General features: G+C 71.9%; 22 protein-coding genes. 3 read left to right on the top strand and 19 right to left on the bottom strand.

The genetic code is table 11. From position 1 onward, the window contains the following. Positions 1–111 precede the first annotated feature (111 nt). The 5 genes from alr to glmS all read right to left on the bottom strand — a co-directional run bounded on the left by alr (position 112) and on the right by glmS (position 6,486). The gene (alr, locus tag ACSYGO_RS27785; RefSeq protein ID WP_426677463.1) at positions 112–1,269 is read right to left on the bottom strand and encodes an alanine racemase; all 1,158 of its coding nucleotides are present in this window, start codon (positions 1,267–1,269) and stop codon (positions 112–114) included. Positions 1,270–1,345: 76 nt separating this feature from the next. After that, positions 1,346–2,074: a L,D-transpeptidase family protein gene (locus ACSYGO_RS27780; RefSeq protein WP_460388046.1), complete on the bottom strand. Its 729-nt coding sequence runs from the start codon at positions 2,072–2,074 to the stop codon at positions 1,346–1,348. 638 nt (positions 2,075–2,712) lie between these two features. Continuing rightward, positions 2,713–4,173: an NAD(P)H-hydrate dehydratase gene (locus ACSYGO_RS27775; RefSeq protein ID WP_432174877.1), complete on the bottom strand. Its 1,461-nt coding sequence runs from the start codon at positions 4,171–4,173 to the stop codon at positions 2,713–2,715. Between the two features lie 53 nt (positions 4,174–4,226). Continuing rightward, positions 4,227–4,598 carry a holo-ACP synthase gene (locus ACSYGO_RS27770; protein ID WP_426677466.1) on the bottom strand — a complete coding sequence of 124 codons (372 nt, stop codon included), beginning with the start codon at positions 4,596–4,598 and terminating at the stop codon, positions 4,227–4,229. A 40-nt stretch (positions 4,599–4,638) separates the two neighbouring features. Then, positions 4,639–6,486, bottom strand: a complete 1,848-nt coding sequence (gene glmS / locus ACSYGO_RS27765; RefSeq protein ID WP_426677467.1) for a glutamine--fructose-6-phosphate transaminase (isomerizing) — start codon at positions 6,484–6,486, stop codon at positions 4,639–4,641. Positions 6,487–6,653: 167 nt separating this feature from the next. Here glmS and coaA point away from each other — a divergent pair, with 167 nt between their 5' ends. Both coaA and ACSYGO_RS27755 read left to right on the top strand, forming a co-directional pair. Next, complete coding sequence (coaA, locus tag ACSYGO_RS27760) at positions 6,654–7,643, top strand: type I pantothenate kinase (RefSeq protein WP_426677468.1); 990 nt, start codon at positions 6,654–6,656, stop codon at positions 7,641–7,643. Positions 7,644–7,659: 16 nt separating this feature from the next. Next, positions 7,660–8,610, top strand: a complete 951-nt coding sequence (locus ACSYGO_RS27755) for a DUF389 domain-containing protein (protein ID WP_426677469.1) — start codon at positions 7,660–7,662, stop codon at positions 8,608–8,610. A gap of 6 nt (positions 8,611–8,616) precedes the next feature. Here the strand turns inward: ACSYGO_RS27755 and glmM are convergent, their stop codons facing one another. The 4 genes from glmM to ACSYGO_RS27735 form a co-directional block, all read right to left on the bottom strand. Then, entirely contained in the window at positions 8,617–9,975 is a 1,359-nt protein-coding gene (glmM, locus tag ACSYGO_RS27750; protein ID WP_426677470.1) for a phosphoglucosamine mutase, read from the bottom strand. 169 nt (positions 9,976–10,144) lie between these two features. Continuing rightward, complete coding sequence (gene rpsI, locus ACSYGO_RS27745) at positions 10,145–10,666, bottom strand: 30S ribosomal protein S9 (protein WP_426677471.1); 522 nt, start codon at positions 10,664–10,666, stop codon at positions 10,145–10,147. A 42-nt stretch (positions 10,667–10,708) separates the two neighbouring features. Further along, on the bottom strand, positions 10,709–11,152 hold the full coding sequence (gene rplM / locus ACSYGO_RS27740; RefSeq protein ID WP_359494287.1) for a 50S ribosomal protein L13: 444 nt from the start codon (positions 11,150–11,152) through the stop codon (positions 10,709–10,711). A 186-nt stretch (positions 11,153–11,338) separates the two neighbouring features. Beyond that, entirely contained in the window at positions 11,339–12,550 is a 1,212-nt protein-coding gene (locus ACSYGO_RS27735) for a glycosyltransferase family 87 protein (RefSeq protein WP_426677472.1), read from the bottom strand. Between the two features lie 74 nt (positions 12,551–12,624). On the opposite strand from ACSYGO_RS27735, the gene ACSYGO_RS27730 reads away from it, so the two are divergent. Next, entirely contained in the window at positions 12,625–13,512 is an 888-nt protein-coding gene (locus tag ACSYGO_RS27730; protein WP_460388042.1) for a hypothetical protein, read from the top strand. Positions 13,513–13,624: 112 nt separating this feature from the next. Here ACSYGO_RS27730 and ACSYGO_RS27725 read toward each other — a convergent pair whose 3' ends face one another. From ACSYGO_RS27725 to rpmJ, 10 genes are all read right to left on the bottom strand, one after another. Beyond that, on the bottom strand, positions 13,625–15,157 hold the full coding sequence (locus ACSYGO_RS27725) for a glycosyltransferase family 39 protein (RefSeq protein WP_460388040.1): 1,533 nt from the start codon (positions 15,155–15,157) through the stop codon (positions 13,625–13,627). Further along, the gene (locus ACSYGO_RS27720; RefSeq protein ID WP_460388038.1) at positions 15,154–16,806 is read right to left on the bottom strand and encodes a glycosyltransferase family 39 protein; all 1,653 of its coding nucleotides are present in this window, start codon (positions 16,804–16,806) and stop codon (positions 15,154–15,156) included. Before ACSYGO_RS27720 ends, ACSYGO_RS27725 begins: the two co-directional genes overlap by 4 nt. Further along, positions 16,803–17,786: a glycoside hydrolase family 26 protein gene (locus ACSYGO_RS27715; RefSeq protein WP_460388036.1), complete on the bottom strand. Its 984-nt coding sequence runs from the start codon at positions 17,784–17,786 to the stop codon at positions 16,803–16,805. Before ACSYGO_RS27715 ends, ACSYGO_RS27720 begins: the two co-directional genes overlap by 4 nt. Next, on the bottom strand, positions 17,786–19,393 hold the full coding sequence (locus ACSYGO_RS27710; protein WP_426677477.1) for a glycosyltransferase family 2 protein: 1,608 nt from the start codon (positions 19,391–19,393) through the stop codon (positions 17,786–17,788). The genes ACSYGO_RS27715 and ACSYGO_RS27710 overlap by 1 nt, the downstream gene beginning before the upstream one ends. A gap of 316 nt (positions 19,394–19,709) precedes the next feature. Next, entirely contained in the window at positions 19,710–20,576 is an 867-nt protein-coding gene (truA, locus tag ACSYGO_RS27705) for a tRNA pseudouridine(38-40) synthase TruA (protein ID WP_426677478.1), read from the bottom strand. A 92-nt stretch (positions 20,577–20,668) separates the two neighbouring features. Next, the gene (gene rplQ, locus ACSYGO_RS27700) at positions 20,669–21,172 is read right to left on the bottom strand and encodes a 50S ribosomal protein L17 (RefSeq protein ID WP_426677479.1); all 504 of its coding nucleotides are present in this window, start codon (positions 21,170–21,172) and stop codon (positions 20,669–20,671) included. Positions 21,173–21,343: 171 nt separating this feature from the next. Then, the gene (locus ACSYGO_RS27695; protein WP_003966937.1) at positions 21,344–22,366 is read right to left on the bottom strand and encodes a DNA-directed RNA polymerase subunit alpha; all 1,023 of its coding nucleotides are present in this window, start codon (positions 22,364–22,366) and stop codon (positions 21,344–21,346) included. A 147-nt stretch (positions 22,367–22,513) separates the two neighbouring features. Next, positions 22,514–22,918, bottom strand: a complete 405-nt coding sequence (gene rpsK / locus ACSYGO_RS27690; RefSeq protein ID WP_003956432.1) for a 30S ribosomal protein S11 — start codon at positions 22,916–22,918, stop codon at positions 22,514–22,516. A gap of 64 nt (positions 22,919–22,982) precedes the next feature. Further along, positions 22,983–23,363: a 30S ribosomal protein S13 gene (gene rpsM / locus ACSYGO_RS27685; protein ID WP_028805755.1), complete on the bottom strand. Its 381-nt coding sequence runs from the start codon at positions 23,361–23,363 to the stop codon at positions 22,983–22,985. A gap of 212 nt (positions 23,364–23,575) precedes the next feature. Beyond that, the gene (rpmJ, locus tag ACSYGO_RS27680) at positions 23,576–23,689 is read right to left on the bottom strand and encodes a 50S ribosomal protein L36 (RefSeq protein ID WP_003974245.1); all 114 of its coding nucleotides are present in this window, start codon (positions 23,687–23,689) and stop codon (positions 23,576–23,578) included. Between the last annotated feature and the right edge of the window lie 33 nt (positions 23,690–23,722).

The following is a 23,722-nucleotide window of genomic DNA, read 5'->3' as shown; positions in this document are numbered from 1 at the left end:
GGGCTCCCGGGCCTGCGCTCCCGGCCGTCCGCCCGCCGCGCCGCTCATGGCCGCGCCGCTCATGGCCGCCGGGGTCCGGCGCGTGCCCGGCCGCCCGTGTCACCCGTCCTGCTACCCGTCTCGTTCCTCGTTCACATTCACGTAGACGCGGGGAACGCGGGTTCCGATCCGGGTGACGATTTCGTAGGCGATCGTGCCCGCCGCGCGGGCCCAGTCCTCGGCGGTCGGCTCGCCGCGGTCGCCGGGACCGAACAGGACCGCCTCCGCACCGGGCTCGGGCTCGTCCCCGCCGAGGTCGACGACGAACTGGTCCATGGCGACCCGGCCCGCCACCGTGCGCCACTTGCCGCCGACCAGGACCGGTCCGGTGCCGGAGGCGTGCCGCGGGATGCCGTCCGCGTAGCCCACGGGCACCAGGCCGAGGGTGGTGTCGCCGGGTGTCGTGTAGTGGTGTCCGTAGCTCACGCCGTGCCCCGCCGGGACGTGCTTGACCAGCGCGAGCGACGCGCTCAGCGTCATCACCGGACGCAGCCCGAAGTCGGCCGGTGTGCCGAGCTCCGGGCTCGGCGAGACGCCGTACACCGCGATCCCGGTGCGAACCAGGTCGAAATGGCTGTCGGGAATCGTCAGCGTGGCGGGCGAGTTGGCGATGTGCCGCACCTCGGGGCGGGCGCCCCGCTGCTCGGCGTACGCCACCATCTCGCGGAACAGGGTGAGTTGGGCCTCGATGGAGGGGTGGCCCGGCTCGTCCGCGCAGGCGAGGTGCGACCAGAGACCGGTGACCTCGACGAGTCCCCGGGCCTGCGCCTGAAGGGCGTGGTCGACCAGTTCCGGCCAGTCGGCTGGCTGGCAGCCGTTGCGCCCGAGGCCGGTGTCGGCCTTGAGCTGGACGCGGGCCGGTCTGCCGACGCGTCCGGCCGCCTCCACGACCTCCCGCAGGGCCCACATGCCGCTGACGGAGACGTCGAGGTCGGCCTCGACGGCACGCTCCCAGGGGCCGCCCGGTGTCCAGAGCCAGCACATGATGCGTCCGGGCAGTCCGGCCTCCCGCAGAGCGAGGGCCTCCTCGGGCGTGGCGGTGCCCAGCCAGGTGGCGCCCGCCTCGCGCGCCGCGCGGGCACAGGGCACCGCCCCGTGGCCGTACGCGTCGGACTTGACCACGGCCATCAGGGCCGCGGACGGCGCGTGGGCACGCAGGGTCCGTACGTTGGCACGCAGGGCGGCCAGGTCGATCTCGGCACGGGCGCGCAGGGGTGCTGTCTCGTTCATCGCGCCCCCAGTGTCTCAGAGGGGTCGGACGGCCCTTCGGCGCCGGTGTCGCCGGCGCCCGTCCGGCGGCTCCTCATCAGGTCCCCGGCCTGCGGCCCCACACGTACACACGGTCGCCCTTCTTCAGGACGTCCCACAGCTTGCGGGCGTCCGCGAGCCGGAGATTGACGCAGCCCCACGAGCCGTCGGGGTCGTGGACGCTGCCCCGGATGGCGTGGAAGGCCTGTCCCCCGCTGAAGAACTGGCTGTACTGCATGGGGGTGTTGTACAGCGTCGACCAGTGGTTCTCGTGCTTCCAGTAGACCGTGAACCAGCCGGTGCGGGTCCGGTGGCCGGCCCGACCGCTGCGCATCGACACCGGGCCCCACAGCACCGTTGTCCCCTTCTGCACCCAGGAGAGCTGACGGGTCAGGTCCACGCAGGCGACGCGGTACGAGCGCACCGGGCACTTGCCCGCCACGTTCGGGTTCCTCAGGCCGGCGAGCTGTCGGATCCGGGTCCAGGTGACGGGTCCCGCGAAGCCGACGTCCGGTTTGATCGCGTACCGCTTCTGGAACGCGCGGATGGCCCGGCAGTCGGCGGGCGACTGCTTTCCGTCCGCCTTCAGGCCGAGCCCGCGCTCCACCCGCCGCTGGTAGGGGCCCGTCTGCTCGGTGCACGCCGCGGCGGCACCCGCGACAGTGTGGTCGGACCCCGGGCCGGGGGCCACGGGGCCCGGCTCCGCCGCCGCCGGGCCCGCGGGCAGGGCGACCAGTGTGGCCAGCAGCACCGCGGCGCCGCGGCGCGTCATTCGTCCGCTCATCATGCGATCAGCGAACGCAACGGGCCCGCGCGGGCGGGCGCGCCGCGCGGACCGGGTCCCCCGATCCGGTCAACACCGCTCCACGAACGCCACAAGGCCCGCACCGGCCCGCCGCACTCCCGGACGCGGACACCGAGGACCGGGAAGGCCCCGCGCGGGCCACGCGGGCACGACGTACGCTCAGCCCCGGACGCCGAAACCGGAAAGACCCCGCACAGGCGCCTCACGGGCACGGCGTGCTCTCAGACCCGGAGGGAGGAGGAACCGCGCACGGGTCCTCGGCCGCGACGCCCTCTCGACCGCGGCCCCGAAGACCGGAAGGCCCTCACGCGGGCCCCCGGGGCGCGGCGCCTCCCCGGCGCGGATGCCGAAGACCGGCGAAATCCCGGACGGCCCCCGCGAACGCAACGCCTCCCCGCGCGAACCCCGAAGACCCGGGAAACCCCACGCCCCCCGCACGCGCAACGCCCCCCGGCGCGGGCACCGAAGGCGGCGGGCCCCCGCAAGGCCCCGCGAACGCAACGCCTCCGCGCGCGAACCCCGAAGACCCGGGAAACCCCGCACGCCCCGCACGCACGACGCTCCCCGGCGCGGGCGCCGAAGGCGGGGAGCCCCCGCAAGGGCCCGGCGGCACCGCCCTCTCAGGCGCGGACGTCGCGCCACGCCTCCGGGAGGGCCTCGGCCACGTCGTGGGCGCCGGCGGGCGCGCCGTCCGCGGCGAAGCGCCCCGCGAGCCCGTGGAGGTAGGCGGCGACGCTGCCCGCGTCCAGCGGGGACAGCCCGGCCGCGAGCAGCGACCCGGCCAGGCCCGACAGCACGTCACCGCTCCCCGCGGTGGCGAGCCACGCCGTCCCGGTCGGGTTCACCCGCACCGGCCCGCCGTCCGCGTCGGCGACCAGCGTGGTCGCCCCCTTGAGCAGCACCGTCGCCCCGTACAGCCGGGCGAGCTCCCGCGCGGAGGACAGCCGGGAGGCCTCGACCGTCTCGCGCGGGACACCGAGCAGCGCGGCGGCCTCCCCGGCGTGCGGGGTCATCAGCGTGGGCGCGGTGCGGGCGCGGACGGCGGAACGGTCGGCGAGCCGCAGCCCGTCCGCGTCCACCAGTACCGGCACGTCCGCGGCGAGCACCTCGGCGACCGCCGACGCGTCGTCCCCCGCCCCGGGCCCCACGACCCAGGCCTGGACCCGTCCGGCCCGCGCGGGGCCCCCGTCGGACACGAGCGTCTCGGGGAAGCGGGCGATGACGGCGTCCGCGGCGGGCCCGACGTACCGCACGGCGCCCGCTCCGCCGCGCAGTGCGCCGGAGACGGCGAGGACGGCCGCTCCGGGGTAGCGCGCGGACCCGGCGGCGATTCCGACGACACCGCGCCGGTACTTGTCGCTCGCCGCCCCCGGCAGTGGCAGCCGCGCGGCGACGTCGGCGTGCTGGAGCGCCTCCAGTCCGGCCTCGGCGGGCAGCGTGAGCCCGATGTCGACGAGGCGTACGGAACCGGCGTACTCGCGTGCCGGATCGACGAGCAGCCCCGGCTTGTGCGTCCCGAAGGTCACCGTCAGATCGGCGCGGACGGCCTCGCCGTGGACCTCTCCGGTGTCCGCCTCGACGCCGCTGGGCAGGTCGACGGCGACGACGACCGCGCGGGAGTCGCGCAGGAGTGCGGCCAGCGGTGCGGCGTCGGGGCGCAGTCCGCCCTTGCCGCCGATGCCCACGATGCCGTCGACGACGAGGTCGGCCCGGCCGATGAGCTCCTCGACGGCCCGCGGCGCGGCCCCGGAGCCGTCGGCCGGGACGCCCGATGTCACGGCACCGCCCGCGCGGCGCAGCGCGGCCAGTCCCCCGGGGTGCGTCCGGTCGGGGGCGAGCAGCACCGCCGTGACCCCCGCTCCGCGGCGGGCGAGGCGCGCCCCCGCGTACAGGGCGTCGCCGCCGTTGTCGCCGCTGCCGATCAGCAGCACCACCCGGCTGCCGTACACCCGCCCCAGCAACTCCGCGCACGTCACGGCCAGTCCGGCGGCGGCGCGTTGCATCAACGCTCCCTCGGGCAGCCGTGCCATCAGCTCCCGCTCGGCGGTTCTCACGGTCTCCACGCTGTACGCAGTACGCATAGGCCGAGTCTCCCGCACCGGCGCCCGCCGCGCGGCCCGCGCGCCGGGCCGGGCTACCCCTCGGCCACCACCACCGCCGAGGCCACCCCGGCGTCGTGGCTCAGCGACACGTGCCACGAGCTCACGCCGAGTTCGGCCGCCCGGGCGGCCACCGTGCCCTTCACCCGCAGGCGCGGCTGTCCGCTGGACTCGACGTAGACCTCGGCGTCGGTCCAGTGCAGTCCGGCCGGGGCGCCCAGCGCCTTGGCGAGCGCCTCTTTGGCGGCGAAGCGGGCGGCCAGCGAGGCGATGCCCCTGCGTTCGCCGCTCGGCAGGTGCAACTCCTGTTCCACAAAGACCCGTTCGGCCAGTCCGGGCGTGCGTTCCAGCGCCGCCCGGAACCGGTCGATCTCGGCCACGTCGATACCGACCCCGATGATGCTCATGCCCCGCACCCTAAAGGGGCGGGCCGTGCCAGAGGCCCGCTCACTCCACCGTCACCGACTTGGCGAGGTTCCGCGGCTGGTCCACCTCGTTCCCGCGGGCCGTCGCCAGCTCGCAGGCGAACACCTGGAGGGGAACCGTGGACACCAGCGGCTGGAGCAGGGTCGGGGTGGCCGGGATGCGGATCAGATGGTCCGCGTACGGGACCACCGCCTCGTCGCCCTCCTCCGCGATGACGATGGTGCGGGCGCCGCGGGCCCGGATCTCCTGGATGTTGGACACGATCTTGTCGTGCAGGACCGAGCGCCCGCGCGGGGACGGCACCACGACCACGACCGGCATGTCCTCCTCGATGAGCGCGATCGGCCCGTGCTTGAGCTCGCCCGCCGCGAAGCCCTCGGCGTGCATGTACGCCAGTTCCTTCAGCTTGAGGGCGCCTTCGAGGGCGACGGGGTAGCCCACGTGGCGGCCCAGGAAGAGGACGGTGTCCTTCTCGGCGAGGGTGCGCGCGAGTTCCCGTACCGGCTCCATGGTCTCCAGGACCCGCTCGACCTCGCGGGAGATCCGGGACAGCTCGCGGATGACGGCCTGGATCTCGTCGCCCCACTTGGTGCCCCGCACCTGGCCGAGGTAGAGCGCCACCAGGTAGCAGGCGACGAGCTGCGTCAGGAACGCCTTGGTGGACGCGACGGCGACCTCGGGGCCGGCGTGCGTGTACAGCACGGCGTCCGACTCGCGAGGAATCGTCGAGCCGTTGGTGTTGCAGATCGCCAGCACCTTGGAGCCCTGCTCACGGGCGTGCCGCAGCGCCATCAGGGTGTCCATGGTCTCGCCGGACTGCGAGATGGCGATGACGAGGGTGCGCGGGGCGAGGATCGGGTCGCGGTAGCGGAACTCGCTGGCCAGCTCGACCTCGCAGGGGATGCGCGTCCAGTGCTCGATGGCGTACTTCGCGATCATCCCGGCGTGGAAGGCGGTGCCGCACGCGACGATGACCACCTTGTCGACCTCGCGCAGCACCGCCGCGGGAATGCGCACCTCGTCCAGGGTCAGCGAACCGGCCGTGTCGATGCGCCCGAGCAGGGTGTCGGCGACCGCCTTGGGCTGCTCGGCGATCTCCTTGAGCATGAAGTAGTCGTAGCCGCCCTTCTCGGCGGCCGAGGCGTCCCAGTCCACGTGGTACGAGCGCACTTCGGCGGGCCGGCCGTCGAAGCCGGTGACGGTGACGCCGTCGCGGCGCAGCTCCACGACCTGGTCCTGGCCCAGTTCGACGGCGGAGCGGGTGTGGGCGATGAACGCGGCGACGTCCGAGGCGAGGAAGGCCTCGCCCTCGCCGACACCGACGACGAGCGGCGAGTTCCGGCGCGCCCCGACGACCACGTCGGGCTCGTCGGCGTGCACCGCGACGAGGGTGAACGCGCCCTCCAGGCGCAGGCACACCAGCCGCATGGCCTCCGCGAGGTCGGCGCAGGAGGAGAACTCCTCGGCGAGCAGGTGGGCGACGACCTCCGTGTCGGTCTCGGAGGCCAGTTCGTGTCCGCGCTCGGCGAGTTCGGCGCGGAGCGCGGCGAAGTTCTCGATGATGCCGTTGTGGACGACGGCGACGCGGCCCGCGTTGTCGAGGTGCGGGTGCGCGTTGGCGTCGGTGGGACCGCCGTGCGTGGCCCAGCGGGTGTGCCCGATGCCCGTCGTGCCGGTCGGCAGCGGCCGGTCGACCAGTTCCTTCTCCAGGTTGACGAGCTTGCCCGCCTTCTTCGCGGCGGCGAGCCCGCCGTCCGATGTCACGGCGACGCCCGCCGAGTCGTATCCCCGGTACTCCAGCCGCTTCAGTCCGGCCATCACCACGTCAAGCGCCGACTGCGACCCCACGTATCCCACGATTCCGCACATGGCGGCAGCGTACGGGCCCATGCCCGCCCGTTCCCGGCATCCCGTGCCCGATATCGGAAATTGCGGCCGCCTTTCGCACGACCGCAGGGCGCCGTTCCGGGCGGCCGGGTCACCCCGCGTGACGGACCCCACCCTCCATCGCGTCCATACTCCCGTAACAATGGACTGTGATCTCTCCGGTCTCCTCGTCGCCGCGGAGCGCCCACCGGTCCAAGCCGGAGGCGACTCCCTACGTCGACCTCACCCGTGCCGAGTGGAGCGCGCTGCGTGACAAGACGCCGCTCCCGCTGACCGCCGAGGAGGTCGAGAAGCTGCGCGGCCTGGGCGATGTCATCGACCTCGACGAAGTGCGGGACATCTATCTGCCGCTGTCCAGACTGCTCAATCTGTACGTCGGCGCCACGGACGGGCTAAGAGGCGCCCTGAACACGTTCCTCGGCGAGACGGGCTCCCAGGCGGGCACCCCGTTCGTCATAGGCGTCGCCGGTTCGGTCGCCGTCGGCAAGTCCACCGTCGCCCGGCTGCTCCAGGCCCTGCTCTCCCGCTGGCCCGAGCACCCGCGCGTCGAACTGGTCACCACGGACGGCTTCCTGCTCCCCACCAAGGAGCTGGAGGCCCGCGGGCTGATGTCGCGAAAAGGTTTCCCCGAGTCCTACGACCGCCGGGCCCTGACCCGGTTCGTCGCGGACATCAAGGCGGGCAAGGACGAGGTGACGGCACCCGTCTACTCGCACCTGATCTACGACATCGTGCCCGGCCGGAAACTCACGGTCCGGCGCCCCGACATCCTCATCGTCGAGGGCCTGAACGTGCTCCAGCCCGCGCTGCCCGGCAAGGACGGCCGCACCCGCGTCGGCCTCGCCGACTACTTCGACTTCAGCGTGTACGTCGACGCCCGCACCGAGGACATCGAGCACTGGTACCTCAGCCGCTTCACGAAGCTGCGTGACACCGCCTTCCAGAACCCGTCGTCGTACTTCCGCAAGTACACGCAGGTCTCCGAGGAGGAGGCGCTGGACTACGCCCGCACGACCTGGCGGACCATCAACAAGCCCAACCTGGTGGAGAACGTGGCCCCCACCCGTGGCCGGGCGACCCTCGTCGTGCGCAAGGGCGCGGACCACAAGGTGCAGCGGCTCAGCCTGCGCAAGCTGTGACCACTACGCTGCGGCCATGCTGCATCTGCGTCTGATCACACCCGCCGACCGGACCGACGACGTGGTCCGCCTGATCGAGGGCACGGTCGGCACCGCCCATGTCGTGGTGCTGCCGGGCGCCGCCCGCAATCCGGCGGGCGACGTGGTGATGTGCGACGTCGCGCGCGAGGCGGGCGACGCGCTCATCGGCGGCCTGCGGGAGCTGGGGCTCGACAGCACCGGTTCCATCGCGGTCGAGGACATCGATCTGTCCCTGTCGACGCGTGCCGACAAGGCCGAGGAGGAAGCACCCGGCGAGGGGGCGGACGCGGTGCTCTGGGAGCACCTCGAGGACGCCACGCACGAGGAGTCGACGCTGTCGGTGACGTACGTCGCCTTCATCACGATCGCCACGATGATCGCGGCCTGCGGTGTGGTCCTCGACAACGCGGTATTGATCGTGGGCGCGATGGCGGTGGGCCCGGAGTTCGGGCCGCTGGCCGGCTTCTGCACCGCGCTCGTGCAGCGGCACGCGCGGCTCGCCCTGCGGTCGCTGACGGCGCTGCTCGCCGGCTTCGCGATAGCCATGGCGGCGACGGTGCTGTTCAGCCTGTTCATGGACGCGGTGGGCCTGTTCAGCGAGGCGCAGCTGGAGGCGGACCGGCCCAACACGGGCTTCATCTACGCACCCGACTGGTTCTCGTTCGTCGTCGCGGTGCTCGCGGGCGCCGCCGGCATGCTGTCGCTGACGTCCGCGAAGTCCGGCGCCCTGGTCGGCGTCGCGATCTCCGTGACCACGGTGCCGGCCGCCGCGAACGCCGCCGTGGCCCTGAGCTACGGGGACATGGGCCAGACCTGGGGATCGGCCAAGCAGCTCCTGCTGAACCTGCTGGGCATCGTCCTGGCCGGTGCCCTCACCCTGCTCGCCCAGAAGTGGTTCTGGGCGAGGCAGCGCGAGGGCCGCGAGTCCCCGGTGGCGGCTTCCTAGGGCCTCCTAGCCGAGCGCCGACTTCACCGCGTCGGCGAGCCGGCCGGCCACCGACCGGGCGTGGTCGATGTCGGCGGCCTCGACCATGACCCGCACCAGCGGCTCGGTGCCGGAGGGACGCAGCAGCACCCGTCCGGTGGAGCCGAGTTCGCGTTCGGCGTCGGCGACCGCGGCGGACAGCTCGGCCGAGGTCTTCACCCGCGACTTGTCGACGTCGGGCACGTTGATGAGCACCTGCGGCAGCCGCTCCATGACGGAGGCGAGGTCCTGGAGCGTACGGCCCGTCTGGGCGACCCGGGCCGCGAGGAGCAGGCCGGTCAGCGTGCCGTCGCCGGTGGTGGCGTGGTCGAGGACGATGACGTGTCCGGACTGCTCGCCGCCGAGGGCGTATCCGTGCCGCTTCATCTCCTCCAGCACGTAGCGGTCGCCGACCGCGGTCTGCAGGAGGGTGAGGCCCTCGCGCTCCATGGCGAGCTTGAAGCCCAGGTTCGACATGACCGTGGCGACGACGGTGTCCGAGCGCAGCGCGGACCGCTCGCGCATCGCCAGCGCGAGGACGGCGAGGATCTGGTCGCCGTCGATCTCGGCGCCGGTGTGGTCCACGGCGAGGCAGCGGTCGGCGTCGCCGTCGTGCGCGATGCCGAGGTCGGCGCCGTGCTCGACGACGGCGGCCTGGAGTTTGCCCAGGTGGGTGGAGCCGCAGCCGTCGTTGATGTTCAGGCCGTCCGGCTCCGTGCCGATGGTGACGATCTCGGCGCCCGCGCGGGCGAAGGCCTCGGGCGACACCCGGGCGGCGGCGCCGTGGGCCTCGTCGAGGACGACCTTCAGACCGTCGAGACGGTTCGGGAGGACACCGATCAGGTGGGCGACGTACTGGTCGAAGCCCTGGTCGTAGGAGTTCACCCGTCCGACGCCGGCACCGGTGGGCCGGTCCCAGGGGGCGCCGGTGCGGTGCTCCTCGTAGACGGCCTCGATCTTGTCCTCCAGCTCGTCGGCGAGCTTGTGGCCGCCGCGGGCGAAGAACTTGATGCCGTTGTCGGGCATGGCGTTGTGGCTGGCGGAGAGCATGACGCCGAGGTCGGCGCCGAGCGCTCCGGTGAGGTACGCCACCGCGGGGGTGGGCAGCACTCCTACGCGCAGGACGTCCACGCCGGCGCTGGCCAGGCCCGCGACCACGGCGGCCTCCAGGAACTCCCCGGACGCGCGCGGGTCCCGCCCGACCACCGCCACCGGCCGGTGGCCCTCAAAGGTGCCCGCCTCGGCCAGTACGTGCGCCGCCGCCACGGAGAGCCCGAGCGCGAGCTCGGCCGTCAGATCCGCGTTGGCGACACCGCGCACGCCGTCCGTGCCGAAGAGTCGTCCCACTTGTCCTCCTGAGGAAGCTTCAGAATTCGGAAGTCATCCGATCACATGAGCCTTTGAGCGCCTTGTGCCGTTATACGCCCAAGGCTAGTGATATACGAACGCCCCGGCGGCACTGTGGCGTGCCGCCGGGGCGTTCGGACGTACTACGAGTACGAGCAGGCAGCGAAGATTAACGCTTGCTGTACTGCGGGGCCTTGCGGGCCTTCTTGAGACCGGCCTTCTTGCGCTCGACCGCACGGTCGTCGCGCTTGAGGAAGCCGGCCTTCTTCAGGGCGCCGCGGTTGTTGTCGACGTCGGCCTCGTTCAGCGCACGGGCGACACCGAGGCGCAGGGCGCCGGCCTGGCCGGAGACGCCGCCGCCGGAGATGCGGGCGATGATGTCGTAACGGCCCTCGAGCTCGAGCACCTTGAAGGGCTCGTTGACTTCCTGCTGGTGCACCTTGTTGGGGAAGTAGTCCTCAAGGGTGCGGCCGTTGATCTTCCACTTGCCGGTGCCCGGGACGATCCGGACGCGGGCAATGGCGTTCTTGCGACGGCCCAGGCCGGCGGCCGGCTGCGGGTCGCCGAAGCGGGAGGCCATGGACTCCGAGGTGTACTCGCCCTCGACGGGAACCTCGGACTCGGTGGTGTACTGGTCGATGTCGACGAGCTCAGTCTCTTCGACCGGCTGCTCAACGGTGGTCTCGGCCACGATTCTCCTCAGATTTCTTTTCGTCTTAGGGGGTGGCCGGAACTACTGCGCGACCTGGGTGATCTCGAACGGCACCGGCTGCTGGGCAGCGTGCGGGTGCTGGTCGCCCGAGTAGACCTTCAGCTTCGAGAGCATCTGACGGCCCAGGGAGTTCTTGGGGAGCATGCCCTTGACGGCCTTCTCGATGGCCTTCTCGGGGTTCTTGTCCAGCAGCTCGTCGTAGCGGACGGAGCGCAGACCACCCGGGTAGCCGGAGTGGCGGTACGCCATCTTCTGGGTCCGCTTGTTGCCGGACAGGTGCACCTTGTCGGCGTTGATGATGACGACGAAGTCACCGGCGTCGACGTGCGGGGCAAAGATCGGCTTGTGCTTGCCCCGCAGGAGGTTGGCGGCGGTGGTCGCCAGACGGCCGAGGACGACGTCCTGGGCGTCGATGACGTGCCACTGGCGAGTGATGTCGCCGGGCTTGGGGCTGTACGTACGCACGGTTCGTAGCCTTCGCTTCTTCAGTGAGTGGGTCCTGACAAGGCCACCACGGACGATCACGACAGCCCTGACCGCACTGCGGTGACGCATACCGCGTGCTGGTCGCTGGTCATCGGCCCCGGTGGACCGGTGTAAGGGCCCCTCACGTGAGAATGAGAAAGCCAATACACATAACGAACCGCAAGCCTACCCGCGACGGCCCGGACGGGTCAAAACGCGCGTGGGCAGGTTCGTCCCCGGCCGCGGCACCGTGGGAGATCCGCCCGGCGCGGGACGCCGGGCCGTCGCCACGGCGGCAGCCAGTACACAAAGGGTAAGGCAGTCCCGGAAGGCGCGCCGCGTCACCGGCTCCAGCCAGGGCCAGGCGAGGCCGGGCACCTGCGGCACCAGGGCCAGCCAGAACCAGGGGCCGCGGGCCGCCGAGCCGGGCAGCGGCAGCCCCGCGAGCAGCAGCGGCAGCACGACCAGCAGGTAGTGGTCGTACGACGGGCGGGACACAAGGAACGCGGAGAGCATCAGCAGGGCCGCGGTCTCGACGAGCCGCAGCGGCCCGGGGTCGTCGCGGCGCCAGCGCCGGTGGGCGCACCAGCACCCGGCGAGCGCCGCCGACGCGGCCAGCGCGACGGCCACCGGCCGGGGCACCCCGGCCCGCGGCAGCACCGCAGCCGGCGACGCCTCGTACAGACGTACGAACGCGTCGTGTCCCCGCAGCAGGAAGGGCAGCGTCCGCGTGACGAAACCCGCGGGGTCGGGCATGAGCAGCGCCGCCGCGCCGGAGACCGCGCCCGGCAGCGCCACAAGGACGGCCAGCCCCCGCCACTGCCGCGCGAAGAGGAAGAGGAGCGCGACCGGCGCGAGGAGCGGCTTCAGGGCGATCGCGATCCCGATCACCACCCCGGACGCCACCCAGCGCCCCCGCACCGCGCACAGCAGCCCCAGCGGAAGGGCGGCAGCCGCCGTCACGGTCCAGTTGCCGAGCGCCACCAGGTGACCGAAGGGCGCGAAACCCAGCGCGAGCGCGGTGAGGCCGAGCACGGCGAAGCGGCTGCGCGGCGACGTCCCGTGGATGCGCAGGGCGCAGACCCAGCCCGCCACCAGCAGGCAGGTCACCGCCAGCGGGACCAGCACACGCAGCGCGGCCTGCGGCAGGAGCGCCTGCGGCGCCGCGGCGACGACGGCGCCGGGCAGATAGAGGAAGTGCGGGTCGGCGTAGGGCGAGCCGCCGTGCAGCCAACTCCGGGCCGCCCGCACGACGATCGCGTTGTCCATCCCGCCGTCCGAGCTCGCTCGGGCGACATTTACGACGGGGACGCACAGCGCGAACGCCAGCACTGTCCACATATGCCAGGTCGCGGGCCGCACCAACCACCCGCAGATGTCACTTTTGCCCGTGTTCATGCAGGTCACGCTAGGGGCTCAAGTGCGCCGTGACGCGGAACGGCACCCCCCGGCGCACGTCTAAGATGCGGCGCATGAGTTATGGGCAGGGTGGGCAGGGACAGGCCCCTTGGGATCCCTGGAAGCCGGGTTCTCAGCAGCCTCAGTGGAGCGGTCAGAACGCGGGCGGGACTCCTGACTGGGCGGCACTCGCCGAGGCGTCGGAAACGCGGAACAAGCGCCGCAGGCTGCTGTTCATCGCCGGCGGAGCGCTCGCGACCGTCGCGGTCGGCGCGGCCGTCGCCGTGGCCGTCGTCTCCGCGAACGGCAACGACCAGGCCTCCAACCAGCCTTCGAACCTGCCGGCCACCGCGGACATCCCCAACTCCAGTACCGCGCCCGCCCCGTCCTTCGAGCCGACCTCGGCCCCGCCGCCGCTGGACCCGAAGGACTTCATATCCAGCGCGAAGAAGGACACGGCCCCGCTCAGCCCGGACATCCTCTTCCCGGGCACGCAGCTCACGATGGGCGACCGCGTCTACCGCAAGGGTCCGACGGCCGACACCAAGAAGTGCGCCTCGGCCGCGAAGGCCACCCTCCCTGCGGTCCTCACCAAGAACGACTGCACCCGCATGCTGCGCGTCACCTACGTCAAGGACGGCGTCGCGGTGACGGTCGGCGTGGCCGTGTTCGACACCGAGGCGGAGGCGGCCAAGGCCCGGCACGAGGCGGACAAGAAGAGCATCGTCGCCTCGCTGTCCGGAAACGGCGTCAAGTCCTTCTGCGACTCCGCCGTCTGCCGCTCGACCACCAACGTCTACGGCCGCTACGTCTACTTCACGCTCGCTGGGTTCACCGACGGCAAGAACGTGACGACCAAGGACACCAAGGTCTTCACGACCGGCAACGACCTCGGCGAGTTCACCTTCCGGCAGATCCGCCGTCGCGGCGAGGCCCAGGCCTCCGCCGCGGCCAACGAGTGACGCACCCCGGCCCGCCGCGCGGGCGACACACCGGGCACTGACCGAGAGCCCGTGCCGCCTCGGTACCCCGGCAGGCCGGGAGGCGGGACGGCGTGCGGCACACCGGGCCGCGTCAGCGACGGCGCTCCAGCAGCTGCACCGTGACATGGCGCAGCCGCTCGGTGCGCACCACCGTGTACCGCCCTTCCAGCACCGCGGCCGTGCTCGCCCGCAGGGGGGTGCGGGTGGCGCCCGGCCCGGTCGACACCAGCCACAGCCGCCGGCGGCCCGACAGGCAGTCGGCGGGCACGTCGCACTCGACGGCCGCGTACGAGCCGGTCTGCCGGGCCGTCCGCCGCGCCAGGACGTCGTCGGGCCGGGTGCCCCCGCGCAGCTCGTACGCCATGGCCTTGCGCTCCCCGAACACCCCGCTGTAGAGGATGCCGTCGCCCGGGTGCTGAGCGGCCCGCACCACACGCCCGGCGCCCGCGAAGTCCGGCTCGTCCGGCAGGTCCTGACGTGCCGCCAGCACCGCGGGCCACACCTGGACGGTGAACCCGGCGACGGCCCCGGTCAGCAGCAGCGCGCCCGTCACCCGCCGCCTGCGTCCCGTCCGTGCCGCGCCGGTCACCACGTCCGCGCACCGGACGGCACCGGCCGCCGCGAGCAGCAGCCAGGCCGGGACGGTGAACAGCAGGTACCGGGGCAGGAAGAGATGCAGCCGGTCGGAGGTGACGAAGGTCAGAACGGGCGGCAGCAGCGCCCATACGCTAGGCACGGCTCCCTGGCGTCCGGCGGTCAGCAGCCCCACGGCGCCGAGGGTCATCACCGCGACGGCGGCGGACCACGAGCCGAGGAGTTCCACCGGGTACTCCCCCAGATCGCTCAGGACCGGATTGTTCCAGGCGATCTGCTGGACCTGGCCGGCTCCCTCGGTCGCCATCGGGACCACCGCGGACGTCCCGAGCACCGTCGCGCACCCGAACGCCCAGTGCGCGATCGGGTCGCCGGCGCGCCTGGCCCGTACGACCGCGACGGCATGGGCGGGCAGCACGCTCAGCGCGACCAGGTGGCTGAAGCCGGTCAGGGCGACCGCCAGGGTGTAGAGCGTCCAGCTCCCGAGGCTCGGCCGGTCGAGAGCGCGCAGCAGGACGAGGGTGGCGAGCAGGGCGAAGAGCACCGCGAAGGCGTAGGGGCGTGCTTCCTGCCCGTACCGCGTCACCGTCGGCAGCACGGCGAACAGCAGGCCCGCCACCAGCCCCGTGCGCGCGTCGGACAACTGTCTCCCGAGCAGCGCGAGCAGTCCGGCGGACGCGGCCATGGCCAGTGCCCCGGGCAGCCGCAGGGCGGCGGGCGAGGTGCCCGCGAGAGCGGTCCACAGGTGCATGACGACGTAGAACGGTGTGAGGACGACGTCGATGTGCCCGGTCAGCCGGCCGAGGTCGGGGTAGCTGAGTGTCGACGCCCACCAGGTCGCGTGCTCGTCGCGCCACAACTGGCGGTGCCCGATGCCGGGCAGGACGACGGCCAGCGCGAGCACGGTGGGCGGCCCGGACACCAGCAGGGGAACCCGCCGGCCCCCGCGCACGGCGCCGCGGGTCGCGTCGGCGGTGCCGGCCGCGGCGTCCCGGGGCGGGCCGGCGAGTGCGGCGCTCGGGGAGGTCATCGCTTCACCCAGATCCGGTAGTAGCCCCGGCCCTCGCCGGACGGCGCGGTGCGCGAGGGGCGGTCCGCGTCGGTGTCGTCCGCGCCGTGGAAGGGCACGTGGGCGAGCAGCCGGTAGTGCGGATTCCCGCGCACCGCGTCCGTGACGACGGCGTCCACCCTCGGGTTCGTGGATCCGTCGAGCACGATCAGGTCGAACTCGCCGTCGCGCAGCGCCGCCCGGTAGGCGTCGTCGCCGGTGTGCCGGGTGTGGTTCCGGTCCGTGTACACCAGGCCGAACACGCTCTGCCACTGGCGCCGCGTGGTCCTGTCGCGCAGGTAGTAGGCGGGAACCTCCGGCGTCGAACAGAGGTAGTGGCCCCTGTCGTTCACGTCGGCGGAGATGGTCCGGATCATCAGGGAGGAGTCGGGCCAGTTGCCGAAGCGCCGGTCCGCCTGCGCGATGCCCAGGCACAGCGTCGCCGTCCACAGTGCGATGCCGAGATGCGGGTGCCGCACATGCGCGCCCATCAGCCGGGTGAGGCCGACGCCGGCCATCGGAGCCGCGAAGAGCAGACCGAACCCGATGTGCTTGAACAGCGACACCACGGTCCCCAGGTGCATCTGGTAGGCGGGGGCGAGCAGCGCCGTGCCGCACAGCAGCAGACCCAGCATCGCCCGCCGTCGACGGCTCGGACCGCCGAGCCGCCGCGCGAGCGGTGACTCCTGCATGCGGCCTTGCCGGGCGTACGCGATCGCTCCGCCGACGGCGGTGAGGAACACCAGGCCGCCCCACTCGGCCGACCGCCGCAGCAGATGGACGGCGCCGTCCGTGCCGTGCTCGCGGGCGGTGGTGGTGTGCCGGACGCCGGCCATCACGTCGCCGCCGTACGCGGCGGCCGCGAGCAGGACACCGGTGCCGAGCAGCAGGAGGAGGGGCCGTACGAGCGCCCGGCGGCCCCGGTGCGGGCGTGCCGTGAGCAGCGCCAGACCGAGGAGGGTCGGCAGGTACAGGCCGGCCGCGTACTTCACGCCGACCGCGAGCGCCGCGACGGGCGCGGCGAGCAGTACGGCGTGGGCGGGCGCCCGGTCGGTGCGCACCACGATCCAGGTGGCCAGCGCGAGAAGGAACAGCGCGGGCGCGTCGTAGGTGGCGAAGTACCCCATGACGACGGTCGACTGGAGCACCGCGAACAGCGCGGCGGCGGCCAGCGCGGCCCGTTCGTTGAACAGCCGCCGGGTGAAGGAGTACAGCAGCCCGGTGGTGCCCAGCATGAGGAGCAGGCTCAGCGTCCGCGCGCCGGGCAGTCCGAACCACCCGTCCACGATCGCCGCCGGCACCGGGTACAGCTGCGGCGAACCGGAGAAATAGGCGGCGTAGTCCATCGGCAGCGGGGTGCCGTGCAGCAGGTGCCGCAGCTCTGCGTGACCGGCCGTCAGGTACAGGGCCTCGTCCTGGAACGCCGTGTTCTCCAGCCGCAGCGACAGCGCCGCCTGGAACGCCAGGACGCACAGCAGGACCGCCCGGCCGACCCAGGTGCGCCGTGCGCTGCCCGCCATGCTCCAGGCCGCCTCCGGCACCTTCGGGAGGTGGTAGCCCGACGGCTGCTGCTCGCCGGGCTGGGCCGGGACCGGGGAGACGACACGCGGTCCGCGGTCCGTCGACGTCATCTCGCCTTCCGCACGTCGAAGCCGTAGAGGTCGTTCGCGGCCAGGCGCCGGAACTCGGCGACGCCCTCCGGGTCCGTGGCGAGCCGCCAGTCGGCGCGCGCCTTGTGGTCGAACCAGGCGAACCCGATGATGTCGCGGGAGGCGCTGACGCCGTCGAAGAGGGCCCGTACGTGCTCCTTGCGGTGCGGCCCGGGCATGGCGCCGGTCTCCAGCAGGAGCCGCGGCTTCTGGCCGAACCGGTCGATCTCCGCCAGGGTCGATCCGAACAGGCCGTCGAAGGAGTGCGGGTCCCAGTCGGTGAAGTACCCGACCAGGCCGACCCAGTCGACGTAGTTGTCGCCCGGGTAGTAGGGACTCAGGTCCTTGTGGGTGCCCGGTTCGACGATGTTCGGCGACCAGGTCCAGATCACATTGGTGGCGCCGGCGTCCTCGAAGACGTCGTGGAGGTGCCGCCAGGCCCTGACGTACTCCCGGGGCGTGGTCTCGGTGGACCCCCACTCCTCCCAGTCGCCGTTCATCTCGTCCGCGAAGCTGATCGCGACCGGGATGTTCAGGGTGCGGACCGCCTTGGCGTACTCCTGGAGGTAGTCGTCGGAGACCCCGTCGGCGACCTGGGTGAGGGAGATGTCCCGCGGCTCCCAGGACACGACGGTGAGCGCCCCGGAGTTCCAGGCGTTGCGCACGCCCGTCGCGTCGAACCCGTCGTGCCAGGCGGCGTAGTACGCGATGAGGTTCGGCTGCTTGCCGACCATCTGTGTCCAGTCGTGCACCGGATCCATGGAGGTCGGCGCCTTGGGCCGGGACACCCCGATGTACTTCTTCGCGGGCTGGAGCAGCGGGCGTACGTCGTAGGGCAGCCCCTCGGGGGCCGCTGCGGCCCCGGCACGGTGGGCGGTCGAGCCCGGGGCGCAGGCGGTCACCGCGAGCACGAGGGCGGCGAGCGGCACGAGCAGGGCGGCGGTGGCGCGCGAGACGCGCATCAGGTGGCTCCCATCGCACGGGGCGGCAGCAGGACCCTTCCGACGATCAGCGCGTAGAAGAGTCCGGAGGACAAGAGGAGGGCGAAGTCGGCGGGGTCGAGGGTGAGCGTGCGCCAGGCGGCGGCACCGACCCAGAGCAGCGCGGTGCCGCCGCCCCACAGCAGGACACCGGCCCGGCGCCGTCCGGTCCCGCTCCGCTTCGCCGCGGCGGAGCCGGTCGCCTGCCAGCCCATGCGCCGGCGGCGCAGGATGTCCCAGATCGCGAAGGCGTGCGCCCAGCCGTACATCATGCGGACCGCCCAGGCCTCCAGGCGGTAGGGGACGCGGTGCCAGAGCGGGAACACGACCGTGGTGTAGAGGACACCGGGCAGGACCAGCCAGAGGTTCGCGACGACGGGCTTGTCCGGGAACGCCAGCAGCAGCAGGATCGGCACGACGGGCGCCACGAAGGTGAACAGGGCCGTGTGGATGTAGTAGAGGAAGCCCGACAGGTAGCAGAGCCGGCTGACGGTCCGCAGCCTGGCCTGCCAGAACTTCGCACTGCCGAGCAGGCTCATCGAGCCGGCGCACCAGCGGTACTGCTGGTTGAGGAAGGCCTCGGGGTCGTCGGGGCAGACGCCCGCCGACAGCGCGACCGGCACATAGCGCAGGTCCCAGCCCAGCCGCCGCAGGTCGAATCCGGTGTGCACGTCCTCCGAGTGCTCGATGAGGGTGGTGCCGCCGTTCTCCTCCAGTGCGGCGCGCCGGTAGACGGCGCAGCTGCCGACGCAGATCGCCCCGTCCCGGCTCTGCCGGGAGACCTGGACGGCCCGGTAGAACAGCTCCTGGACGGCCCCCGCCCCGCGCTCGATCCAGTTCTGTGCGTCGAGGACGCGGAAGTACTGCGGGGACTGGACGATGGCGAGCCGTTCGTCCGCCGCCAGGTACGGGAGCAGTTCGTCGAGCAGATCGGCGCGCGGGGCGAAGTCGGCGTCGAGTACGAGGATGTACGTGCCGTCGGTGCGTTCGAAGCCGAAGTGCAGGTTGCCGGCCTTCTTGAACCAGCCGCGGTTGCTGCGGGTGGCGTAGCGGAAGCCGAAGTCGGCGGCCATCGCGCGCAGTTCGGGACTGGCCGAGTCGTCGAGGACGAACGGCTCGCACGCGCCCGGGTAGTGGTCGGCGAGCGCGCGCACGTGGGTCCAGGTGTTGTGCAGCACCTCGATGGGCTCGCCGCACACCGGCAGGAAGACGTCGACCGTGGGAGGGGTGTCGGGGCGCCAGTCGCCCACGAGTCTTCGGTGCCGTCCGAGGTCGAAGTCGCGGCTGAACAGGTTCACCCGCAGCGAGATCAGGTAGTAGAGCAGAGTGAACGCCAGGAACGGGGCGAACAGCCACAACAACGGTGTGGAGGACGCCAGTCGGTACTGGCTCACCACCAGGCAGCAGACGCTGATCAGCGAGGCGCCGGTCAGCATCCACAGGCGGCGCCCGGCGTAGGCGTACTTCTCGGTGTCCGACGGCGGGACCGGCAGCAGGCCGGGGGCCGCCGGTGCGCCCGGCCGATCCCTGAGGGTCTGCCGGTCTCGCTCGCCCGGCCGCACCACACGGGCGGCCTCCACTGAACTCATACGGGTCTCCCGGACCGCCCGCCCCGTACGGATCGAGGCGATGTGCCGGGAAATCTAGGACGGGCCCCCCGGAGCTCCGGGGCGACGCGATCGAACACGCCCGCACTTGACCCGAAATAATGGAACGCTTACCCGAAACGCCCCAAAGGGCTGTTCATATGACAAGCCGGGTCCTCTGTGGCCGACCGGAGCGACGGACCGTCACATCGGCCAACTGCCACTTCCGCGCGCCCACTTGGGATACGCCCCCGGTCCGTCCCACCGGCTCCGCGGGACCGGCACCCGCAGGGAGCACCCCGCGTGACGGCGCAGGCGGTCAGCAGGCTTCGCACTCCGGGGCCCCGGGCAGCGTGCGCCTGTTCCGGGCCTCCTTGTTCCGCGCGGCCAGCAACTCGTCGGCGGGGTAGCCCACTTCTTCGAGCGTCAGCCCGTGCGGCCGTACGACATGCACGGCCGAGTCCCGTACGCCCGCGGCCAGCACCTTGCCGGGCCAGTCGGCACCGCGGTGCCCGTCCCCCACGAACAGCAGCGCCCCGATCAGCGACCGCACCATGTTGTGGCAGAAGGCGTCGGCGCGGACGGTGGCCGTGATGATCCCGTCGTGACCGCGGACCAGGCTCAGTTCCTGGAGCGTGCGGATCGTCGTCGCGCCCTCGCGCTTCTTGCAGTAGGCGGCGAAGTCGTGCTCGCCGAGGAGCCGCCCGGCCGCCTCGTTCATGGCGTCGACGTCCAACGGCCAGTCGTGCCACAGGACATGGTTGCGCAGCAGCGGGTCCACACCGCCGGGGTTGTCCGTGACCCGGTAGGCGTAGCGTCGCCAGATCGCGGAGAAGCGGGCGTTGAACCCGGCGGGCGCCTCGGCCAGCCGCCAGATGCGCACGTCCTTGGGCAGCCGTCCGGCCAGCCGCTTCAGCAGCTTCTCCTGGTGTTCGGCCCACAGCGCCTCGGGCAGATCGACGTGGGCCACCTGGCCGCGGGCGTGCACCCCCGCGTCCGTGCGCCCGGCCACGGTCAGCTCGTACGTGGTGTCCTTCGACCGGGTCACCGTCCGCAGGGCGTCCTCGATCTCCGCCTGCACGGTCCTGCGGCCCCCGGCCTGCTTGGCCCAGCCGGAGAACTCGGTGCCGTCGTACGACAGATCCATCCGCACCCGCACGAACCCGGGCGCCGCCTCATCACTCACAAACAGATCCTCTCAAGGCTCGGTCCCCTGCCCGGGGACGCGAAAGCGGGCCCGCCCCGCAGGGACGGACCCGCTCAACGCAAGGCGATGCCTCAGGCGTCCTTGGACTCCTCGGCGGCCTCCTCGGCCGGCTTGGCGTCCTCGACGACCTCGGCCGGAGCCTCGGTCTTGACCTCGGCGTCCTTGGCGGCACGCTTCGTGGCCGCCTCGGCCTCACCGGTGGCCTGCTGGGCCACGGTCAGGGCCTCCACCAGCTCGATGACAGCCATGGGCGCGTTGTCGCCACGGCGGTTACCGATCTTGGTGATACGGGTGTAACCACCCGGGCGGTTCTCGTAGCGCGGGCCGATCTCGGTGAAGAGCGTGTGCACGACGCTCTTGTCCGTGATCACCGCGAGCACCTGGCGGCGGTTGTGAAGGTCACCCTTCTTCGCCTTGGTGACCAGACGCTCCGCGTACGGGCGCAGGCGGCGGGCCTTCGCCTCGGTGGTGGTGATGCGGCCGTGCTCGAAGAGCGACTTCGCGAGGTTCGCGAGGAGCAGCTTCTCGTGCGCGGCGCTGCCGCCCAGACGGGCACCCTTGGTGGGCTTCGGCATTGTTCTTCTCCTGTGTGTCTGCCCCGGCCGTATCAGGTACCGAGGTCAGTATCCGAGCAGGCGGTCGCCTGTCGGAGATCCAGGCTCCCGAGGGGGCCTGGAAAGGGCGCGGGGAACTGCGCGATCAGCCACAGCGCACCCGCGCCCGGGTACGGACCGGTGGTCCCGAGCTCAGTACTGCTCGGTCTCCACGAAGCCCGCGTCCGCGTCGTCGTCGGCGCCGAAGGCGTCGGCGGCGGCGGTCGGGTCGAATCCGGGCGGGCTGTCCTTCAGGGCCAGGCCCATGCCGGCCAGCTTCGCCTTGACCTCGTCGATGGACTTCGCACCGAAGTTGCGGATGTCCAGGAGGTCGGCCTCGGAGCGGGCGACGAGCTCACCCACGGAGTGGATGCCCTCACGCTTGAGGCAGTTGTACGAGCGGACCGTGAGCTCCAGCTCCTCGATCGGCAGCGCGAGGTCGGCGGCAAGGGCGGCGTCCGTGGGGGACGGGCCCATGTCGATGCCCTCGGCGTCGATGTTGAGCTCGCGGGCCAGACCGAACAGCTCGACCAGGGTCTTGCCGGCCGACGCCATGGCGTCACGGGGACGCATGGCCTGCTTGGTCTCGACGTCGACGATCAGCTTGTCGAAGTCGGTGCGCTGCTCGACACGGGTCGCCTCGACCTTGTACGTGACCTTCAGCACGGGGCTGTAGATGGAGTCGACCGGGATACGGCCGATCTCCTGGCCCACCTGCTTGTTCTGCACGGCGGAGACGTAGCCGCGACCGCGCTCGACGGTCAGCTCCATCTCCAGCTTGCCCTTGCCGTTGAGCGTGGCGAGGACCAGGTCGGGGTTGTGCACCTCGACACCGGCCGGGGGCGCGATGTCGGCGGCGGTGACGAGACCCGGGCCCTGCTTGCGCAGGTACATCACGACGGGCTCGTCGTGCTCCGAGGAGACGACCAGCTGCTTGATGTTGAGGATCAGGTCGGTGACGTCCTCCTTGACGCCCGGCACGGTGGTGAACTCGTGCAGAACGCCGTCGATGCGGATGGACGTGACCGCCGCACCCGGGATCGAGGAGAGGAGCGTACGACGCAGGGAGTTGCCGAGGGTGTAGCCGAAGCCCGGCTCCAGCGGCTCGATCACGAACCGGGAGCGGAACTCGTCGACGACCTCTTCGGTCAACGAGGGACGCTGAGCGATCAGCATGTGTGGATCAGTCCTTCTTTCGTGGACGCCCGCTATTTGACGCCCGACGGAACCGCACGGTCACCCGTGCGGGGTACTGCAAGGGTACGGGCGGCACGACCCGAAGGAGCCGTACCGCCCGAAAACCTCAGACCGAGCAGCCGTGCGTCAGACGCGACGGCGCTTGGGCGGACGGCAGCCGTTGTGCGGGGTGGGGGTGACGTCCTGGATGGAGCCGACCTCGAGGCCCGTGGCCTGGAGGGAGCGGATCGCGGTCTCGCGACCGGAGCCCGGGCCCTTCACGAAGACGTCGACCTTGCGCATGCCGTGCTCCTGCGCGCGGCGGGCGGCCGACTCGGCGGCCATCTGCGCGGCGAAGGGGGTGGACTTGCGCGAGCCCTTGAAGCCGACGTGGCCGGCGGAGGCCCAGGAGATCACGTTGCCCGAGGGGTCCGTGATCGAGACGATCGTGTTGTTGAACGTGCTCTTGATGTGCGCGTGGCCGTGAGCGACGTTCTTCTTTTCCTTGCGGCGCACCTTCTTGGCAGCGCCCTGACGACCCTTGGGGGGCATCTATTACTCCTACGGGAGGTGGTCGGTCCTACAGCGAAGACCGCTGATGAGCGTCCGCTGAGGACTACTTCTTGCCCGGCTTCTTCTTACCGGCGATGGCGCGACGCGGGCCCTTGCGGGTACGAGCGTTCGTGCTGGTGCGCTGACCGTGGACGGGCAGGCCACGGCGGTGGCGCAGACCCTGGTAGCAGCCGATCTCGACCTTGCGGCGGATGTCGGCCTGAATCTCACGACGGAGGTCACCCTCGGTCTTCAGATTGGCGTCCACGTACTCGCGGATCTTGACCAGCTCCTCCTCGGAGAGGTCACGAACGCGGGTGTTCGGGTTCACGCCGGTCTCGGCCAGCGTCTGCTGGGAAAGGGTCCGGCCGATGCCGAACACGTAGGTGAGGGCGACCTCCACACGCTTGTCGCGCGGGATGTCAACACCGGAAACGCGTGCCATTCAATGGCTCCAGTTGTCGTTCGGAGGTCTTCCGCAGAACCGGCTCCCAGCCGCCGTACCAGGTACGAACTGGGTCCCCGGCCTCCGCCCGGGGGTGTCGGAACCGAAGTGGACTGATCTGCGATCTGAACGTTCGGGTCCGGGTTCTGCGTATGAACATGTACTGCTATGCGTCGCGCGAGATCTGCGGGTGCAGAAGGTGCGGTCGTGCGTCAGCCCTGGCGCTGCTTGTGGCGCGGGTTGTCGCAGATGACCATGACCCGACCGTGACGGCGGATCACCCTGCACTTGTCGCAGATCTTCTTGACGCTCGGCTTGACCTTCATTGGGTGAGGTTCTCCGGGTCAGTGCCACCCCCC

Source organism: Streptomyces krungchingensis, assembly GCF_054729265.1.
This window is presented reverse-complemented; position numbering and strand designations above follow the sequence as displayed.

Excerpts from the sequence above, each read along its gene's own strand:
- glmS (WP_426677467.1), bottom strand. The coding sequence starts at position 6,486 with ATGTGCGGAATCGTGGGATACGTGGGGTCGCAGTCGGCGCTTGACGTG.
- alr (WP_426677463.1), bottom strand. The coding sequence starts at position 1,269 with ATGAACGAGACAGCACCCCTGCGCGCCCGTGCCGAGATCGACCTGGCC.
- rplQ (WP_426677479.1), bottom strand. The coding sequence starts at position 21,172 with ATGCCGAAGCCCACCAAGGGTGCCCGTCTGGGCGGCAGCGCCGCGCAC.
- ACSYGO_RS27755 (WP_426677469.1), top strand. The coding sequence starts at position 7,660 with ATGCTGCATCTGCGTCTGATCACACCCGCCGACCGGACCGACGACGTG.
- rpmJ (WP_003974245.1), bottom strand. The coding sequence starts at position 23,689 with ATGAAGGTCAAGCCGAGCGTCAAGAAGATCTGCGACAAGTGCAGGGTG.
- ACSYGO_RS27715 (WP_460388036.1), bottom strand. The coding sequence starts at position 17,786 with ATGCGCGTCTCGCGCGCCACCGCCGCCCTGCTCGTGCCGCTCGCCGCC.
- ACSYGO_RS27725 (WP_460388040.1), bottom strand. The coding sequence starts at position 15,157 with ATGACCTCCCCGAGCGCCGCACTCGCCGGCCCGCCCCGGGACGCCGCG.
- ACSYGO_RS27730 (WP_460388042.1), top strand. The coding sequence starts at position 12,625 with ATGAGTTATGGGCAGGGTGGGCAGGGACAGGCCCCTTGGGATCCCTGG.
- rpsM (WP_028805755.1), bottom strand. The coding sequence starts at position 23,363 with ATGGCACGCGTTTCCGGTGTTGACATCCCGCGCGACAAGCGTGTGGAG.
- ACSYGO_RS27770 (WP_426677466.1), bottom strand. The coding sequence starts at position 4,598 with ATGAGCATCATCGGGGTCGGTATCGACGTGGCCGAGATCGACCGGTTC.
- ACSYGO_RS27735 (WP_426677472.1), bottom strand. The coding sequence starts at position 12,550 with ATGAACACGGGCAAAAGTGACATCTGCGGGTGGTTGGTGCGGCCCGCG.
- ACSYGO_RS27780 (WP_460388046.1), bottom strand. The coding sequence starts at position 2,074 with ATGATGAGCGGACGAATGACGCGCCGCGGCGCCGCGGTGCTGCTGGCC.
- ACSYGO_RS27720 (WP_460388038.1), bottom strand. The coding sequence starts at position 16,806 with ATGACGTCGACGGACCGCGGACCGCGTGTCGTCTCCCCGGTCCCGGCC.
- ACSYGO_RS27695 (WP_003966937.1), bottom strand. The coding sequence starts at position 22,366 with ATGCTGATCGCTCAGCGTCCCTCGTTGACCGAAGAGGTCGTCGACGAG.
- ACSYGO_RS27710 (WP_426677477.1), bottom strand. The coding sequence starts at position 19,393 with ATGAGTTCAGTGGAGGCCGCCCGTGTGGTGCGGCCGGGCGAGCGAGAC.
- rpsK (WP_003956432.1), bottom strand. The coding sequence starts at position 22,918 with ATGCCCCCCAAGGGTCGTCAGGGCGCTGCCAAGAAGGTGCGCCGCAAG.
- ACSYGO_RS27775 (WP_432174877.1), bottom strand. The coding sequence starts at position 4,173 with ATGCGTACTGCGTACAGCGTGGAGACCGTGAGAACCGCCGAGCGGGAG.